Source organism: Sulfurovum sp. UBA12169, from assembly GCA_002742845.1.
Lineage (GTDB): Bacteria > Campylobacterota > Campylobacteria > Campylobacterales > Sulfurovaceae > Sulfurovum.
This window is the reverse complement of sequence record DLUH01000002.1, coordinates 60,828-76,696: the sequence shown is the minus strand read 5'-3', so window position 1 is coordinate 76,696 and position 15,869 is coordinate 60,828. Positions and strand designations below refer to the sequence as shown.

The window sequence follows — 15,869 nt, the reverse complement described above, 5'->3', positions numbered from 1 at the left end:
TTTAGAATATTAACATAAATATGATAAATACCTCGTCAAGAAATGGCACAATACTGCCAAAGGTAAAAGAAATAATTAAAACTTTTGATTAAATCGTAAAGTTTGGGTTCGCAATAATAAAAAATCCATTATTTGTTAGGCGTTGACCTCTGATTGTTTAAAAAAATCTATTGTAAATACCGCTTTTTGAACCAAAGATAATACGCTGCAGTCAGTACAAATCCGCATCCCAAAGTCACTGTTATGATTTCAAGAGAGAGTCCCCATTTAGCGCTGTATCCTATAAAAAGCGCAGTAAGTACGTTCGAGAGCATGAAAAACATATCATTATAAGAGATGATGCGCCCCAAAAAAGGTTTTTCTGTTTCTTCTTGAATGAGAAGATAGGTATAAGACCAAAGTGTAGTTGTAAAAAAACCTGTAACAAACATGCCTGCAAGACTAAGATAAAAGTGAAATTCAAACAATGCCCAAAGCATAATGCCTAAACTTTGCAAGATAAAAAAATAGTGTAGAGTGTCTTTGCTGATCCATTTTCCGATAAAAAAAGGCCCTACGATAAGTGCCGCGGCTCTTGTGGCATTGATCCATCCTATAGCAAGAGGAACTGCAATAATCTCTTTGTATCTTAGATCGGCCAGCAGTGTTACAAGCGCATCAAAGCTTGTCAGTCCTAAAGAGGCATGGAGAAAGATGAGATGAAGAATTTTTTTTTGGGTGATCAGATAGTAAAACCCTTTTTTGAACATAGTCCAATTTGAATCAAAGTGTACGATTTTTATTAAAGACAATTTGAGTCCAGAAAGCAGAAAGATAGCAAAAAGATAGAGTGTGGCGTCTATTAAAAAAGCTGTGTCGTGCCCCATAAGGTGTGTTGTCAATCCCCCTACAGCCATACCCGAAGCATAACAGAAAGACCAGATGATAGAATGGATTTCATTGGTATTTTTAAGCATTTTGCCTTCAAGAATTTTGGAAAAAAGAGTCATCTCGGCAGAAAAAAGCATGGAGGCTGCGGCAGAACGTGTAAAGATCAGCAGCATTAAAATCCAGACATACTCCAGCGAGTTAATGGCCATAAAACAAAGTGTCATAACTATCTCTACAATCAAAAGCAGGAACATGAGTTTCTTAAAGTCTATCCTGTCAATTATAATGCCGGTAAGTGGAGCCAAAATAACTGCAGGAAGCATGCTCGCTGCTGCAGTTATGGCAATAGTGATCTCATCTGCACCAAATCCGACAAGCATAGAAAAGATGGCAACCTGTGAAAACCAGGTACCAAAATAGGAGATCAACTGGATAAAAGAGAGTCTCCCGACAACGGGATGCTTAAGTGTCTTTAAGTAATTCATGTATTAGGAAAAATTGGGTTCATCGTGAAAACCGTAAGAAATCTTTTTTTTATCAAGTGCGCGGATATACATTTCAAATGCTTCTTTTGCTAATGCATCGTCGTAGGATGCTATAGAGATGCAAACACGCGGACCATCACTGTAAAGTTTGGGCAAAGAAGAAAGCTCTACGCCTTTTGGCATTTTTTCCATCACCTCAATCAGTTCGTTTTCTCTGCAGAGTGCAGTGAGTGTGTAGCGATAATAGGTTTGTTTCTTGGGAAGAAATTTTATGAGTATTTCTTCTGCCATGGGATGGCTCATTTGCGGAAAACCAGGCATAAAGAAATACCGGTCATCCAATGAAAAGCCGGGCATTTTATTGATGGGATTATCAAGAAGTTTTGCACCCCTTGGAAGTTCTGCCATACGGATAGGATAGGGGTAGGCTTTGTCCCCCAATGTGGTCTCTATGATCTTCTTGGCTTCTTCATGGACTAAAATCGAGCCGTCTCTCAATGCGGCAGCGGCACATTTTCTTGTATGGTCATCCGGAGTTGAACCGATGCCTCCAAAACTAAAAAGAACGCTATGGGGCTGAGATGCTATAAATTTAATGGTTTGCGTGATCAATACAGGATCATCTTCGATAACAAAAGAGCCGGAGAGTTTTTCTCCCCTTTTGGCCAACGCATTTGCCATAAAATCAAAATGTTTGTCCGCTCTTCTTTGATTGAGTATCTCTGTGCCTATAATAAGAACAAAAAAACGAGGACGGTTCACCGTTTACTCTTCAATGTAGTTTTTCAGTTTTCTGCCCACTTTGGGGTGTTTGAGTTTCTTGATCGCAGAAGATTCGATTTGACGAACTCTTTCGCGTGTAACATTGAGTTCTTTGCCGATCTCTTCAAGCGTTCTGTCACTCTCGTCTTCAAGCAGTCCAAAGCGCATGCGTATGACAGCTTTTTCTCTTTCGTTGAGTTGGTCAAGCACATCATCGATTTGGGAGTTAAGGTCATCTTTGAGTACAACATCGGTTGGGCTGAGTGTTGTTTTGTCTTCGATAAAGTCGCCAAATCTGCCATCATCTTCGTCTCCCACCGGCGTTTCGAGGCTCACAGGTTCTTTGGTGATCTTGATGACATTTTTGACTTTATCTACGGAGAGCCCCACCTCTTTAGCGATCGTATCAAGATCAGGCTCTTTTCCTGTTTCTTGAAGGTATTTACGGATGATTTTATTGATGCGGTTGATAGTTTCTATCATATGGATAGGGATACGGATCGTTCGCGCTTGATCTGCAATGGCACGGCTGATTGCTTGACGGATCCACCATGTGGCATAGGTTGAAAATTTGTAACCTTTTTCATATTCAAATTTATCTACGGCTTTCATCAATCCGATATTGCCTTCTTGAATAAGATCAAGAAACGGAAGTCCGCGGTTGGTATAGCGTTTGGCGATAGAAACAACCAATCGAAGATTTGATTTTGCCATACGCGTTTTGGCTTTTTCGCTGATGGCTTTGCCTTGGCGGATTTGATTGAGAATCTCCTGAAGCTTTTCTTCGCTCAAATCAAATCCGCCCTTGCTTGCTTCTCTGGTTTCGAACAGTTTTTTGATTTCGACATACGTACTCACCATAGTAGTTTCAGGCACAGCATTGATAATGTCGTCTTTGTCCATATTGATGATATTGTTTAAGATTTTTTGATGGTTTTTTTTAAGTGTATCATTAAAAAGCGGAAGTTTGTATTCCAATCGTTTAAGCTCTTTATCGAAACTGTCATCAGATTTGAGTGCTGTTTCCATCGCCTTGACAAGCTCATTGATAAGTTTGCTTGTAGGCCCAAGGTTAAGCAGCGCTGACTTGAGTTGTTCTTTTTTGAATGCCACCTTAAGACGTTCATGCAGAATGATGTCTTCATCCGTTTGGGATTGCAGTACTTTAAAAAGTTCATCACGCGATTTCATCCACTCTTTTTTGGCTTTTTCGAGTTGTTTAAAGCTGTCTACGACCTGCATGACTCTTTTGTCGTTTTTGGGTACGCCTTCTTCTCTTTCTTCTGCTTCCGTATCTTCATCGTCGCTGTCGTCTTCATCATTATCCGAATCGCCTTTTTCATCTTCAAAACTCTTAAAAAGCTCTTTTACCCGTCTTTCACGATTTAAAAGTGGTTCTTTATAGTTTAAAATATATTGGATGAGATAGGGAACCGAACAGATTGCATCGATAATGATTTCTTCTCCTTCTTCAATACGTATACTTAAATCGATCTCTTCATCTTTTGTAAGCAGAGGGATTTTGCCCATTTCGCGCAAGTACATTCTTACAGGGCTGTCTGAACGGCTCCATTCGAGAAGTTCTTTTTCTTTATGGAGATCAAATTCATCTTCGGCATCAGACTGTGAAAGCTTTTTTCTGTCGTCTATTTTTTTTTGCGCCTCTTTGGAGGTAATATATTTGGCATGTTCTGAGGCAGAAATAATTTCTACTTTTGTATCGGCTGCAAGTTTTTGAATTTTTTTTGCCTGAGCGAGTGTGATTTGTTTGCCGAATTCTTTTGCAATGTTTTCAAGAGTGATGACATCGCCTTTTTTCTTGGAACTAAATAGTGTTTCTACGTTTTTTATACCGTCTTTTACTGACATGGAGATCCTTGATTGGGTGAGGTTATATTTAAGTTAAGAATAATTTAAGGTGGATTATACCCAAATTTAATTAAAAAGTGAGTTAAATTTGATAAATTTTATTTTTTCGGCTATAATCGCAAAAATTTTTACTCTTTCTTCCGGGGAAACAGAGTTGTTTTGTGTTTCGGCGTGAAAGCAAAGCTTTGGCAGACAATAAACAATTAAGCAATTTTGTCTGTTCTTGTTGAAAGAGAAAACGAAATGCTCCTGAATAAAATTAGAAAAAAAGGAATAGTTTTGCAAGGTAAAGTTTGGAAATTTGGTGATAATATCGATACAGATCTTATTATCGCGGCAAGATATCTCAACACAAGCGAGCCAAGCGAATTGGCAAAACATGTTATGGAAGATGCAGATCCTGAGTTTGTTTCCAAGATGAAAGAGGGAGATATCATTGTTGCGGGAGAAAATTTTGGTTGCGGCTCAAGCCGAGAACATGCGCCTATTGCGCTGAAGGCAGCAGGAGTTAATGCCGTCATTGCGCCTACATTTGCACGTATTTTTTATAGAAATGCGTTCAATATGGGGCTTCCTATCTTTGAGCTTAAAGAAGCCGAAGAGATCAATGAAGGAGATGTGGTGAGAATCGATATGAATGCGGGGGAAGTCATCAATGTTACACAGGCAAAAACATATAAATTTTCTTCCATTCCTGATTTTATGCAAGAACTTGTCAATGCAGGCGGATTGATAGAATTTGCCAAAGAAGAGATTAGAAAAGCAAAGGCGTAATAAATGAAAAGTTATAAAATAGGTATCATTAAAGGCGATGGAATAGGCCCTGAAATTGTGGACGAAGCGATCAAAGTGCTTGATGCTGTGTCGGTTGCACAAGGGTTTAATCTTAAGTATGAAGAGATGTTGCTCGGCGGTGCGGCGATAGATGAGGCAGGCGTACCTCTTCCTGATGAGACGATTCAGGGGGTCAAGAAGTGTGATGCTGTGCTTTTTGGTGCAATCGGCGGACCTAAATGGGACAAACTTGAAAGACATCTTCGTCCGGAAACAGGTCTTTTGGGGCTTCGTAAAGAGATGGGAACCTTTGCAAATCTTCGTCCGGCAATTGTTTATGATGAATTGGTCAATGCTTCAAGTTTGAAACCCTCTGTGATCAAAGGGGTGGATATTATGGTTGTGCGTGAACTTACCGGCGGTATCTACTTTGGCCAGCCAAGAGAGCTTCATGAAAATGAAGCTTTCAATACGATGCGGTATACGAGAGAAGAGGTAAAGCGCATCGCAATTGTAGCATTTGACATAGCTATGAAACGCAATAAACGTATTTGTTCGGTAGATAAAGCCAACGTGCTTGAAGTGAGCCAGTTTTGGAGAGAGATCGTTGAAGAGGTAGCTAAAGATTATCCTGAAGTGGAGCTTTCTCATATGTATGTAGATAATGCGGCTATGCAGCTTATTCGTGACCCAAAACAGTTTGACGTTATCTTGACAGGAAATATTTTTGGTGACATTCTTTCGGATGCAGCGAGTATGCTAAGCGGTTCCATCGGTCTTTTGCCTAGCGCAAGTATAGGCAAAGGAGTAGGGCTTTTTGAACCGATTCATGGTTCTGCGCCGGATATCGCCGGACAGGGGATTGCCAATCCGCTTGCGACCATCTCCAGTGCAAGCATGATGCTTCGTTATGCGCTCAATGAAAGCAAGGCGGCCGATAAGATCGATGAAGCGATCAAGAAAGCATTGAGCGAAGGATACAGAACGGCTGACATCGGAGATTATGATGCCAAAGAGATCTGCACTTGCAGTGAAATGGGCGACATCATAGCTGATTATGCCTCAAGATAGCATTTCTTGCTAAGGTGCGTTCTGTAACGGCCCGCTAAAAGGGTCCAATGCCGGGGTTCTTTGTCAAGAAGCCCGGCCGGCCGGTTATCATTTATGACCATGGCTAGAGAATGATAAAGGGGTCATCTATGCCCACTACCACATCTTTTTCAAATTTCTTCTCTCAAACCTCTTCTGATACACTCCGGCATATACAAACGGCCACTCAATATTTAATGCACAACTGTCATGCTAAATGCTATATTGTCGGCGGTGCTGTACGCGACAGACTGCTTGGGCGTGATTGTCAAGATTATGATATTGAATGTTTTAATATCTCCATAGAAGAGTTTGAAAAAGCAATGATAAATTTGGGGGCAGAAGGCGTAGGCAAAAACTTTTTTGTTTATAAATTTCACAATCTGGATATCTCTTTGCCTCGAAAAGAGACGAAATCGGGCAAAGGACATAAAGGCTTTCGTGTTGTGTTGGCCAGCGGCGAGAGAGAAGCATCGAGACGAAGAGATTTTACCATTAATGCATTGATGTATGATATTGAAAAGGAGCAGATCCTTGATTTTTGGAACGGACTGGAAGACTTGCGGCAAAAACATCTTAAAGTGGTTGATGAAAAAAGCTTTGCTGAAGACAGCTTGAGGGTGCTGCGTGCAATGCAGTTTGCGGCACGTCTTGGCTTTAAGGTAGAAAAAAAAAGTTGCAATTTGTGCCAAAATATTTCGCTGGAGGATCTTCCCAAAGAGCGTATCTTTTTGGAATTTGAAAAAATGTTTAAAGGCACCTATCTGCATTACGGGCTTTACTACTTGTTTGCGCTGGGGATTGCGAAAAAACTTTTTAACGAAAAGATAGATCAAAAAACGTTTATATCGTGGAGCAAAGAACTGCAAAATGGGCAAAAGTATTTTCAAGAGGCGCTGCGACCCTATTATTTTCTTTTTATTGCTAGAAAATATCTCAAAACTGACATAGAGCACGTATTAAAACTATTGGGCGTTCCTAAATGTTATTACAAAAAAGTAAGCCGGCTTCCACTTTTGCCTTCTGCGGTAGATGTTGGATTTGTATTGCGTATGGCCCTAAAAGAAGGAATTATCCAGTATTTGGGAAATTATGATCCTCGCGTGGTTTCTTTGGCTCGGGCACTTGGCGTTTGGGAAAAACCATTTAAGCCTGCGACAACAGCAAAACTATTGCTAGATGAGGGTTTTCTGGGTAAGGAGTTGGGAGAGGAGTTAGCCAAAAGAATAGAAAAAGAGATTGCTTTTTACACCAAAAAGGGAGTATAATTTTTAAGAGTATTTTAAGATTTCAAAAATAAAAAGCAGGATAGGAATATGGATAAAAGAATATTATTGGATATTGCCCTAGAGGCTATCGAAGAAGAATTTGCAGGCAGACAACAACAAATAGACAAAAACAAATGGATTGCACAGTATCCTTGGCTTCAAGAATATGGAGCGGTTTTTGTCACACTTAATGAAAATCATAGGCTTAGAGGATGCATTGGCTCGATCATAGCTCATCGGCCTTTGATAGAGGACGTCATTTATAATGCCAAAGCCGCAGCATTCAGTGATCCGAGATTTTTGCCTCTGGGTGTAGAGGAGTTTGATAAAATAGAATTGGAAATCTCTCTTCTTACTTCTCCCAAAGAAGTTTCTTACGCCGACAAAAAATCTTTGCGCCAAATTATCCGCCCCAAAACAGACGGAGTTATTTTAAAGCAAGGAAATTATCAGGCGACCTATTTGCCGTCTGTATGGGAGCAGTTGCCTCATTTTGATGATTTTTTTGGTTCTCTTTGCCAAAAAGCAGGTTTGTCGGGGAATTGTCTTGATGCACATCCCGTTATTTACCGATATCAGGCAGAAAAAATAACAAGAGATCTTTAAGGGCAAGCGGATATATATTTAATTTGATGGAGATTGATATTGGCTACAAAGCGAGGACGCCGCAAGATAAACTCTAAACGAGATGACCTTAGAGAAAAGTTGGTATAATGGCGCAATTTTAAATACAAGAGTGCAGAATGGAAAAAAAAGCCAGGGTTTTGATCGATTGCCGCGATGAAAAAGGACTTGTTTACAAGATAAGCAAAGTTTTTTATGATCGAAATCTCAATATAGACAACAACCAAGAGTTTGTTGACAAAGAGATAGAAAAATTTTTTATGCGTTCGGTTGTGAGCGGAATGTTTGATGTGCAAGAGTTGAGTGCCGCGTTAAAAGAGGCTATTCCTAATGATGCGAATGTAAGGGTGATAGAGCCCAAACCAAAAAAAATTATACTGATGGTTACCAAAGAATCTCATGCGCTTGGGGATATTCTCATTAAGTATGCCGACGGGGAGCTGGATGCGGAAATAGAGTGTGTGATTTCAAACCACGATATCCTCGAAGAGCTGGTGAGAAGATTTGATATTCCTTTTTTCCATGTGCCTGCAGAGGGACTTGAAAGAGAAGAGCATGAAAGACATGTGATGAAGCTGGTGAATGAATTTGAATTTGACTATATCGTTCTTGCAAAATATATGAGAATCCTAACCCCTTTATTTGTGGAGGCATATGGGCAAAAAATCATTAATATTCACCACTCTTTTTTGCCCGCATTTATCGGCGCCAATCCCTATAAACAAGCATTTGAAAGAGGTGTGAAGATTATTGGCGCGACAGCGCATTATGTGACAAATGATCTGGATGAAGGCCCCATTATCGCCCAAGACGTGATTGCTGTAAGTCACCGGTTTGAATGGAGGGATATGCAGCGTGCAGGGCGCGATGTGGAGAAAATCGTTCTTTCGCGTGCGCTCTCTTTGGTGTTGAGCGACAGAGTCTTTGTAAACGGCAATAAAACGGTAGTTTTTTAAATGTTCAATATTGTACTTGTAGAGCCACAAATCCCGCCCAATACAGGCACCATAGGCAGACTTTGCGTCAATCTTGGTGCGACGCTGCATCTGGTTAAGCCTCTTGGTTTTGATATTGATGACAAGGCCGTCAAAAGAGCAGGGCTGGATTATTGGGACAAATTGGATCTGGTGGTGTGGGAGTGTTTCTCTGATTTTCTTGCAGCGCATCCGGTGGATGAGCATATGCATTTGGCTACAACAAAAACAGACAATCTTTATTTTAATGCAACATTCAAAAAAGGGGATTTTATTCTTTTTGGGTCAGAAACCAAAGGAATCGACGAAAAAGTATTGCTTAAAAATCCAAAGCAGTGCATCACAGTCCCGATGGGCGGCGAAGGAAGAAGTTTGAATCTTGGCATCAGTGTAGGGATCATCACTTATGAAGCCTTGCGTCAAAATTATGAGGGATTTAAAAAGATTACCATTGCTAACAGCTTAAAGGAGAAATGATGTCGTTCGGAGATATAGTGTATGTTGCTGCAGTAATAATTTTTGTTTTTATTACCTTTGGTATCGTGAAAAACTACTATAAAAGCAAATTTGATGACGAGGGAAGAAGAATAGACATGCTAGATGACCCTGGCGAGAAAGATTAACCCCCTCTTTACTAACTCTTGGATAAAATAATGCCTATTTAAACTTTCATAGGATTGTCCAAAATGACACAACCGCTACTCATAGAAATCGGTGTAGAAGAATTACCCGCTATACCACTGCTTAAGATTGTTTCAACTATTGAAAATTCTTGGAAAACGATACTTGAAGAGTATAGATTAGACTGTGATTTTGAATTTATCTATACCCCCAGAAGATTGGTATTAAACCATAAAGCAATAGCCCTCAAGCAAGAAGACAGCCTAATCGAACTCATGGGTCCTCCTCTCGCGGCTGCTTTTAAAGAGGGCAAGCCTACAGGTGCAGCCGAGGGATTTGCACGCAAATGCGGTGTGAGTATATCTGAGCTGAAACAGATAGAAAGCAATGGCAGGGGCGTATTGTATTTTAAAAAAGAAGAGAAGGGTGTCCCGACTGCTTTGCTTCTTGAAGAGATGATAAAAAAATGGATCTTTTCGATGGCATTTGGAAAAATGATGCGATGGGGGAGCAGAAGTGATGAATTTATCCGCCCCATCAGATGGATTCAGGCGAGACTGGGAGAAAAATCCGTACCTGTTGAACTGTTTGGTGTCAGATCAGATACCAAAACGTTTGTGCACCGGATGGTCAACCAAGAGGCTGTCGAGGTGCCCAATATAAACGAATACGAAGAGATTCTTGCACGTAGCGGAGTTGTACTTTATCCTCAGAGCAGAAAAGAGAGAATACTTAATCAGTTTGATGCATTAGAATCAGAGTATCATGTTTTTATAGAGCGGGATGAAGCATTGCTGGATGAAGTAGTTGCTATCACAGAAAATCCTAAAGCCTTACTGGGTACGTTTGATAAGCTTTTTTTAGAACTTCCTCCCGAAGTTATCATCACATCCATGAAAGAGCATCAGCGGTATTTTCCGGTTTTTGAAAACGGAAGAATCGCCAACAAGTTCGTTGTGGTAAGCAACGCGTATACTGATGATTACAGCAAAGTGATAGCAGGAAATGAACGTGTTCTTAAGCCAAGGCTCTCTGATGGGCTTTTCTTTTATGGAAATGATCTTAAAAAAGGTCTCAGTACGGCCGGATTGGAAAAGGTGCAGTTTATAGACGGATTGGGGACATTGAAGGACAAGATCGTAAGAGAAAAACATATTGCGATGCGTTTGCTGGGCCTTTATATGGAAAAAGTAGAGGCACAGACAGGAAAAAACAATATTGTACTTGAAAAAGAGATGGATAAAGCCATTAGTCTGGCCAAAGCAGATCTTATGAGTGAAATGGTATATGAATTTACCGAGCTTCAGGGACTGATGGGATATTACTATGCAAAAGCGCTCGGAGAAAAGGAACTGGTCTATACGGCAATCAAGGAGCAGTACATGCCTGTAGGCGAAGGCGCAGAGCTTCCCGGCTCCATCTTTTCTGCCATTGTAGCGATGTCTATTAAACTTGATACGCTTTTTGGACTCTTTAGCATCGGAAAAATCCCTACGGGATCCAAAGATCCTTTTGCGTTGCGTCGTGCAGTTAACGGTATAATAAGAATTGTTACGGCTTATGATTTAAGTTTTCATATCGAAGATATCATTACGTTGCTTAAAAATGAATACGCAGATTTTGATACGAAAATGCTAAGCGATTTTATCATCGAACGTATCAACAAATCATTCGATGCCAATCCTTCAGTGATCGCAGCGGTATTGGCATCCGGAGAAAGAGATATCAATGAAATAGCCAAAAAAATAGCTGCGCTTAACAGGGTTGTCTCAAGCGAATTTTTTAAAGAGCAGTTTAGCACCTTTAAGCGTGTGGCAAATATTTCTAAAGAATTAAACCTGGAAGATGACTTGAGTGTGGATGTTGCACTTTTTAAAGAAGAAGCGGAAGTGTCACTCTACAATGCGTACGAGAAAGTGCTCAACGGTACATTTAGCGACTACTCACAGCGTCTTGACGCGCTTTTTAGCCTCAAGAGAGAGCTTGATGCTTACTTTGATGATGTAATGGTTAATACCGAAGAGACTGCTCTTAGAATCAATAGACAGCACATGATAGGTTCTGTTTATAAAACATTCAAAGATATTGCAGATATTAAAGAGATCACTATTTAATGCCAATAACGTATGATACCATTGTCATTGGAGGTGGTATCGCAGGTTCTTCTGCTGCCTATTTCCTTTCACAAAAAGGGCAGAAGGTATTGGTTATGGATAAAAATGGCATTGCATCAGGAGGTTCGGGAGCGGCAGGGGCTTTTGTCTCTCCCAAGATAGGCAAAGGCGGACCGCTTCAATCTCTAACCAATGAAGCCTTTGAGTTTGCCACAAACTTTTATCTTGAGTATTTTCCTGCTTTTTATCATCAAAGCGGTGTTGTGCGCATTCCTAAGGATGAAGAAGATGCAGCAAAGTTTCCCCTTTATGAGCCATCCAATGAAAACCGTTATACACATTTTCGTGGAGAAAAATTGAGGGCACTGGGTATCAAAACTCCATTGGAGAGTTTCTTTTTCCCTGATGCGGGTGTGTGTGATGCGCCTGATATGTGCCATGCACTTTTGAAAGGCATAGCGTACATTCAAGATGAAGCCGAAGAGCTTGTTTTTGAACATGGCGTGTGGCAGGCGGGGGAACATCGGGCTAAAAATGCAGTTTTGGCCACAGGCTATGAAAATAGGCTTTTTGATATGCGTTATATGGGGACGAAAGGAACCTGGGGGACAAGGGGGGATTTTAGTTCAAACCTTTCACTTAAAGTCAGCATGCACCAGTCTATGTCGGTTTCGGCAAACATGAACGGAATCATCAGACTGGGTGCCACCCATGAAAAAAATATCAAGAAACCGATTGTTTGCGAGGACGAGCAGGCATTGGGGCTAAAAGAGAAAGCTTCTGCCCTAGTCGATACTTCGGATATGGATCTTGTTAAAACAGTATGCGGAATGAGAGCAGGAAGCAGAGATTATTTTCCATTGGTAGGCAGGGTTATCGATGTGCCTTTTATGCTTGAAGCTTATCCGGATATCATTCGGGGTGCCACACCTAAACTCAGATATTTGGAAAATCTGTATATCTGCAGTGGTTTTGGCGGCAGGGGATTCGTTTTTGGACCTTTGATGGGAAAATGGTTGGCTGATTATATCCTTGATGCAAAAGAGATTGACAAGCGTATCGACCCGGACAGATTATTTTTCAAATGGTGTAGAAAACAGTATAAATAGCCACTAATTTATTGCGTATTATTGATATTCCAGTGTTTCCAATGAGGATTTACGGTTACATCAGGAAATCCGTCAAGTATCTCTTGGGGTTTGAATTTTGGTTTATAAGCAAACGCTTTGCATCCATCAACCCAGTATCCCAGATAGATCCATGGAAGATCAAGAATCTTGGCGAGTTTGATCTGATACAGCAACGAGTATGTTCCCAAAGAAAGATCGGCATAGTCAGGATCATAATAGAAATAGATTGCGCTGATCCCGTCATCAAGGATATCGATCAGATCCACTCCGATAAGTTTGCCCTCTCTCACATAGAGAACCTCTTTTCCAAAATCATGCGCACCTTCAACAAAATTTTCATAATATTCCCGCTGAGAGATATTGCGGTGCTGCCAACCGTCTTTATGGTGTTTATGGGAATGATATTTATTGTAAAGGGCAATATGCGATGATGTCAGGGTGGGTTTTTGGACGAGTATCTCTGTTTCTTTATTGCGTTTGATTACTTTTTTTTGTGATTTGCTATAGTGGAAATCATGCACATTGATACGTATGCTTTTGCATTCGTTGCACCCATTGCATATGGGGTGAAAATAGTATTTTCCAAAACGCCTCCATCCCCTTTCAATAACGGCAGTCGCAAACGCTTTGCTTGCATGGGGAACATACTTATAGTTCATACGCACAGAATTTCCCGGAATATAGGCGCAATCATAATCCAGCATCGAAAAATCCGTTGACGGAGGATAGAGTAAGTCTAACTTTTCATTCATAACCGCGATTATACTGAAATTAGTGTAAAATCTGCTACTGTTTAAATACTCAATAGACATGATTCTCCTGGCCGCATCGTTGTTTGATTTGGTTTGAGAACGGGTTTGGGACAAAAATAGGTAAGTTTAATTATGTTAAAAAGGTTTTTTATTTGTTACTCTACCAGCCAAGCAGCGGTTACTGCTACAATAGTGATTCAATATTTTTATACGATTTTATCTCTTCATTCTCTCCGAGGGGAGCGCTTTTGGATGTAGGATGCGGAGCGGGAATTATCTCCTTGCTTTTGAGCAGAGATTTTCCAATAAAAACAAGCGTTATTGACAAGCAAGAAAAGATGCTTGTTTATGCTAGGCATAATTATTTTGTGAATAGCATAAACGTAAATGCCTATTTGGGAGATTTTGTAATGTTGTCTTTGGATGAAAAATTTGATTTTATTGTTTCCAATCCTCCCTTTTATGATAGCAAAGTCACACAAAGCGAGAATGTGCATCTTAACATAGCGCGCTATGCCCACCATCTCCCGATAGATACTTTTGTAGCAAAAGCAAAAAGACAACTCAAGCCAAGAGGATGGTTTATTTTCTGTTATGATGCAAAACAGATTGATTTGCTCTTGCATCATTTAAAAATAAATGGTATAAACCCAGAGAAAATACGTTTTATCCACTCGAAAATAGACCGAGAGTCTAAATTGGTCATGATTGCTGCGCGTATGAATTCAAAAGCAATGACGCAAGTAATGCCGCCTTTGGTTGTTTTTGATGCGGAGGGTAACTATACTTTAGAGGCAGCCGGAGTATTCGAGCGGGCAGATACACACAGTATTAAGGGTGATTTTGAAGAAAAACAACTGGTATAAAGGATAGCAATATTGGACTTAATAACAGAGGAAGGCTACAGCTATAAGTTTGCACCTAACGCCTGCGAAGCATGCGGCGGACGCTGTTGTACGGGCGAGAGCGGATATATCTGGATAAACTATGACGAAATAGAAAAAATGGCAGCATTTTTAGGGTTTAGCGTCGAAGGGTTTGCTGCACTATATCTGCGCAAAGTAAAACATCGTTATTCCCTTACAGAAAAACCTCTTGCGAAAGACAATTTTGCCTGTATTTTTTTTGATGAATCTAAAAACCGCTGTTCTGTGTATCCTGTACGGCCTCTGCAATGCCGCACTTTTCCATTTTGGCAACAATTTAAAAATAATGAAGATGAGGTAAGAAGAGAGTGTCCCGGAATCGTATAATATCTATATTTGTCACTATTTTTGTCCTATGCTTTGGCAGTATTCAAGCTAAAGAATTAATGGTTTTAAGTGAAGATGAGCTTATCATCAGGGGACTTTTTTATGAAGAGATCGGTGCGTTTGAGCAAAGCAGGGAATTGTATGGAAAGCTTTTTGATACTACAGGAGACAAAGTGTATCTTTTTAAGGAGATTACCTCTTCTTTGTTGGGCAAAACCAATATATCACAAAGTATCACCAGATTGAAACTGTGGGATAAAAAGCATCCGGAAACTTTAGAGGTGAAGCGGCTTTTAATCCCTTTGTATCTTGTCAATGATGATGTCAAGGAAGCAAAAAAAGAGGCAGAATATCTTTTGGAGAGATCAGACACGGCAATCGATCTTGAACTGGCTTCCAATCCATTTTTGTATACGGGAGAATTTAAAAGAGCGCTGGAAATTTTGACCAAAGTATATGAAAAAACAGCCAATGAAGATGTACTTTTGCGAATGTCTGTCATTATGAATGAGTATACCAATGAACAAAAAAGAGCTATACAGCTTTTAGAAATGCATCGGCGCATGCATCATAATTCCAGCAATGAGGTTTATCTTCAGCTGTTATCGCTGTATGTGAAGCAAAATGACATTGATGGCGTCTTGGAAACCTATAAGGCGCTTTATGCAAAAGATCCTCAAAAAGAATTTTTAAGCAAAATTATTGATGCGTATGCCTATAAAAAAGATATTGAAGGGGCGATCGTATTTTTGGAAACTAATCATGAGGGGAAAGATATACTTTATGCGCTCTATAAAGAAAAAAAAGATTTTAAAAAAGCCATAGTACTTGCAGATCAATTTTATGAAAATGAAAAAGATCCAAGGTGGCTTGCTGAAAAAGCGATACTTACTTTTGAGGGAGCCCAAAATAAAGACGATAAAAAAATGATACAAGAAGTCATCGCCTTTTTTGAAAAAGCGATTGAAATGGGCGTAGACGACAGTGTTTACCTTAACTATTATGGATACACACTGATTGACAAAGAGATTGATATCAAAAAAGGTATGAAGATTATCGAAGATGCATTGGTGCAGCAGCCCAATAATTCCTATTATCTTGATTCGTTGGCTTGGGGATATTACAAAGAGCATCAATGCGAAAAAGCTTATGAGATGATGAAAAAGGTTGTAGACCAAGAGGGGATTGAAGAGCCTGAGATTGCAGACCATTGGGAAAAGATCCAAAAGTGTAAATAGATTGCTTTTGGATATAATACGCAAAAAACTACTCTAAGGCAGAGGT

At 40.0% G+C, this 15,869-nt stretch carries 15 protein-coding genes; 11 read left to right on the top strand and 4 right to left on the bottom strand.

Annotated features, from left to right (window positions below; genetic code table 11):
• Nucleotides 1–167: 167 nt before the first annotated feature.
• Genes CFH81_04000 through CFH81_03990 form a run of 3 tightly spaced genes read right to left on the bottom strand, consistent with a single transcriptional unit; the run spans nt 168 to nt 3,986 of the window.
• Complete coding sequence (locus CFH81_04000; GenBank protein ID DAB40668.1) at nt 168–1,355, bottom strand: MFS transporter; 1,188 nt, start codon at nt 1,353–1,355, stop codon at nt 168–170.
• Nucleotides 1,356–1,358: 3 nt separating this feature from the next.
• On the bottom strand, nt 1,359–2,117 hold the full coding sequence (locus CFH81_03995) for a molybdopterin-binding protein (GenBank protein ID DAB40667.1): 759 nt from the start codon (nt 2,115–2,117) through the stop codon (nt 1,359–1,361).
• Between the two features lie 3 nt (nt 2,118–2,120).
• Nucleotides 2,121–3,986, bottom strand: a complete 1,866-nt coding sequence (locus CFH81_03990) for an RNA polymerase sigma factor RpoD (GenBank protein ID DAB40666.1) — start codon at nt 3,984–3,986, stop codon at nt 2,121–2,123.
• A gap of 243 nt (nt 3,987–4,229) precedes the next feature.
• Between CFH81_03990 and CFH81_03985 the strand changes: the two genes are divergently transcribed.
• The 8 genes from CFH81_03985 to CFH81_03950 all read left to right on the top strand — a co-directional run bounded on the left by CFH81_03985 (nt 4,230) and on the right by CFH81_03950 (nt 12,559).
• On the top strand, nt 4,230–4,760 hold the full coding sequence (locus CFH81_03985) for a 3-isopropylmalate dehydratase (GenBank protein ID DAB40665.1): 531 nt from the start codon (nt 4,230–4,232) through the stop codon (nt 4,758–4,760).
• A gap of 3 nt (nt 4,761–4,763) precedes the next feature.
• A complete protein-coding gene (gene leuB, locus CFH81_03980) occupies nt 4,764–5,831 on the top strand; it encodes a 3-isopropylmalate dehydrogenase (protein DAB40664.1) in 1,068 nt (355 codons plus the stop codon).
• Nucleotides 5,832–5,941: 110 nt separating this feature from the next.
• Nucleotides 5,942–7,117: a polynucleotide adenylyltransferase gene (locus CFH81_03975; GenBank protein ID DAB40663.1), complete on the top strand. Its 1,176-nt coding sequence runs from the start codon at nt 5,942–5,944 to the stop codon at nt 7,115–7,117.
• 48 nt (nt 7,118–7,165) lie between these two features.
• A complete protein-coding gene (locus CFH81_03970; GenBank protein ID DAB40662.1) occupies nt 7,166–7,723 on the top strand; it encodes an AMMECR1 domain-containing protein in 558 nt (185 codons plus the stop codon).
• A gap of 137 nt (nt 7,724–7,860) precedes the next feature.
• Nucleotides 7,861–8,697, top strand: a complete 837-nt coding sequence (purU, locus tag CFH81_03965; GenBank protein DAB40661.1) for a formyltetrahydrofolate deformylase — start codon at nt 7,861–7,863, stop codon at nt 8,695–8,697.
• On the top strand, nt 8,698–9,192 hold the full coding sequence (locus tag CFH81_03960) for an RNA methyltransferase (protein DAB40660.1): 495 nt from the start codon (nt 8,698–8,700) through the stop codon (nt 9,190–9,192). It begins immediately after the preceding gene.
• 209 nt (nt 9,193–9,401) lie between these two features.
• Nucleotides 9,402–11,450, top strand: a complete 2,049-nt coding sequence (locus CFH81_03955) for a glycine--tRNA ligase subunit beta (protein ID DAB40659.1) — start codon at nt 9,402–9,404, stop codon at nt 11,448–11,450.
• A complete protein-coding gene (locus tag CFH81_03950) occupies nt 11,450–12,559 on the top strand; it encodes an FAD-dependent oxidoreductase (GenBank protein ID DAB40658.1) in 1,110 nt (369 codons plus the stop codon). The genes CFH81_03955 and CFH81_03950 overlap by 1 nt, the downstream gene beginning before the upstream one ends.
• Nucleotides 12,560–12,567: 8 nt before the next feature.
• Here CFH81_03950 and CFH81_03945 read toward each other — a convergent pair whose 3' ends face one another.
• Nucleotides 12,568–13,284: an arginyltransferase gene (locus CFH81_03945; protein DAB40718.1), complete on the bottom strand. Its 717-nt coding sequence runs from the start codon at nt 13,282–13,284 to the stop codon at nt 12,568–12,570.
• A 200-nt stretch (nt 13,285–13,484) separates the two neighbouring features.
• Here CFH81_03945 and CFH81_03940 point away from each other — a divergent pair, with 200 nt between their 5' ends.
• From CFH81_03940 to CFH81_03930, 3 genes are read left to right on the top strand one after another with little or no spacing between them, the layout of a single operon-like run.
• Nucleotides 13,485–14,198 (top strand): methyltransferase, encoded by a 714-nt coding sequence (locus CFH81_03940; protein ID DAB40657.1) that lies wholly within the window; start codon nt 13,485–13,487, stop codon nt 14,196–14,198.
• A gap of 9 nt (nt 14,199–14,207) precedes the next feature.
• Nucleotides 14,208–14,585, top strand: coding sequence for a zinc/iron-chelating domain-containing protein (locus CFH81_03935; protein DAB40656.1), 378 nt, complete (start codon nt 14,208–14,210; stop codon nt 14,583–14,585).
• Nucleotides 14,567–15,823, top strand: a complete 1,257-nt coding sequence (locus CFH81_03930) for a hypothetical protein (GenBank protein DAB40655.1) — start codon at nt 14,567–14,569, stop codon at nt 15,821–15,823. Before CFH81_03935 ends, CFH81_03930 begins: the two co-directional genes overlap by 19 nt.
• Nucleotides 15,824–15,869 lie beyond the last annotated feature (46 nt).